This window comes from Luteimonas sp. 8-5, from assembly GCF_029763755.1.
Taxonomy (GTDB): domain Bacteria; phylum Pseudomonadota; class Gammaproteobacteria; order Xanthomonadales; family Xanthomonadaceae; genus Cognatiluteimonas.
This window is the reverse complement of sequence record NZ_JARUVM010000149.1, coordinates 1-2,265: the sequence shown is the minus strand read 5'-3', so window position 1 is coordinate 2,265 and position 2,265 is coordinate 1. Positions and strand designations below refer to the sequence as shown.

Genomic DNA, 2,265 nt, shown 5'->3' with positions numbered 1-2,265 from the left:
GGTCGCTCAGCGCGGCCAGCTGCAGCAGCGGCGCGACCTGCAGCCGCGATGCCAGCAAGGCCCTGTGCCGGCCGCCGGCAATGACCAGGCCATCGAGGACCTCATCGCCGATCCGCAATGCGGGCGCGTCGATGCGCCAACCAGCGGGCTGCAGTTGCCAGCGCGTGCGTGCCTGCACCTGCTGCAGGCGCACGCGCGGCACCTTGCCTCCGGCCAGCGGCGCTCCACGCAGCGAGAGCGCGTCGAAACGGCCGTCGAACAGCACCGACTCGATGCGGTTGCCGCGCAGCGTCGCCCAGGCCTGTCCCTGGCCGGTGCCGGATTCGGCGACGACACCGGCGATGCGCAGCAACGGCGACCACGCATCGATCTCGATGCGGCGGGCCAGCACATGCGCGCGGCCGTCGCCGCTGCCGCGCTCGAGTTCGACCGTCGCCGATACCGGTGTGCTGTCGTCGCGCGCCCACACGCGCATGCCCATGCGCACCCGCTCGCCGTCGACCTGCAGGCGCACGTCCACGCGCGGCAGGCGCGCATCGATACCCAGGGACGGCGCGTCGATCGCCAGCTTGCCGCCGATGACCTGCAGCTCGCCCAGGCCTTCCAGCGCGGCGAAGGGATCGGCGCCGGGCCTGGCGTCGCCCGGCAGGCCGCGTACCTGCCAGCGGCCGTCGTCGCTGCGCTCCAGGGTCAGTTCGAGCCCGCGCAGGCGCAGCTCGGTGAACGAGCTGCCGGGCAGCAGGCCGGCGTACTGCGACACCAGCATCTCCGCGTCGCCGATGCGGATCGTGTCCGCGCCTTCGCCCAGGCGCAATCCATCCAGTTGGAGCAGCGGCCCGCGCCGGGTCCAGCGGGTCTGCATGCGGTCGAAGGCGACCGGCCGGTCGATGCGCTCGCCCAGCCACTTCGCGATCGCATCCGGGTGCCGTTCGGCCAGCGGCAGCAGCTGGCTGACCACGCCCGCCACCACCGCCATCAGCACCAGGCCGATCGCGAGCGCGTACCAGAGCCCGCGCCGCGCGGCGCGCAGGCGGCGTTGCAGCGACGGCTTCATTGCTCAGAGCAGCACGACATCGAACTGCTCCTGCAGGTACTGCGAATCGCCCTGGAAGCGGATCGACTTGCCGAGGAACTCCTCCAGTTCGGCGACCGCGGCCGACTCTTCGTCGGTGATGCGCGCGACCACCTTGGGCGAGGCGATCACCAGCAGGCGCGCCGCCTCGAACTGGCGCACCGCGCGGGTGATCTCGCGGAAGATCTCGTAGGTGACGGTTTCGCTGGTCTTGAGCATGCCGCGGCCGCCGCACTCGTGGCAGGGCTCGCACAGCTGCCGCTCGAGCGACTCGACGGTGCGCTTGCGGGTCATCTCCACCAGGCCCAGCGGCGAGAAGTCGTACACCGTGGTGCGCGCATGGTCGCGCGCCAGCGACTTCTCCAGCGTGCGCAGCACCTGGCGGCGATGTTCGGCGTCGTGCATGTCGATGAAGTCGATGATGATGATGCCGCCCAGGTTGCGCAGCCGCAGCTGCCGCGCCACCGCCTGCGCCGCCTCCAGGTTGGTGCGGTAGACGGTTTCCTCCAGGTTGCGCTGGCCGAGGAAGGAACCGGTGTTGACGTCGACCGTGGTCATCGCCTCGGTCTGGTCGATCACCAGGTAGCCGCCGGACTTCAGCGGCACTTCCTTTTCCAGCGCCTTCTGGATCTCGTCCTCGACGCCGTACAGGTCGAAGATCGGGCGCGCACCGCCGTAGTGCTCGATGCGCTCGGCCAGGCCGGGCTCCTCGGCAGGCAGCAGGGCGGGCATGTACTGCGCGGCGAACCCGCGCAGGCGTTCGCAGGTCTCGCGCGAGTCGACCTTGACCTTCTCCACGCCGCGGCGCATCAGGTCGCGCACCGCGCGCATCGGCAGGCTCAGGTCCTCGTACACGCAGCTGCCGACCTCGCTGTCGCGCACCCGGGTCTCGATCAACGCCCAGGCGCGGCTGAGGTAGGCGATGTCCTCGGCCAGCGCTTCGGCCGGCTGGCCCTCGGCGTTGGTGCGCACGATGTAACCGAACTCCCCGTGCGGTGCGGCCAGCTCGGTGACCAGGGCCTTGAGCCGCCCGCGCTCGGCTTCGTCCTCGATCCGCGCCGACACGCCGACCACCCGCGACTGCGGCAACAGCACCAGGTAGCGCGAGGGAATGCTGATCTGCGTGGTCAGGCGCGCGCCCTTGCTGCCGATCGGGTCCTTGACCACCTGCACGACTACGTCCTGGCCGTCGC

The 2,265-nt window shown here is 70.9% G+C and carries 1 protein-coding gene and 1 pseudogene; both read right to left on the bottom strand.

Going from position 1 to position 2,265, the window contains the following annotated elements; all coding sequences use genetic code 11:
- Positions 1-1,054: pseudogene (locus tag QAA18_RS12240) on the bottom strand (hypothetical protein); the annotation flags it as partial.
- A gap of 3 nt (positions 1,055-1,057) precedes the next feature.
- On the bottom strand, positions 1,058-2,265 hold a 1,208-nt coding region (locus QAA18_RS12235; protein ID WP_279413312.1), incomplete at its 5' end, for an Rne/Rng family ribonuclease.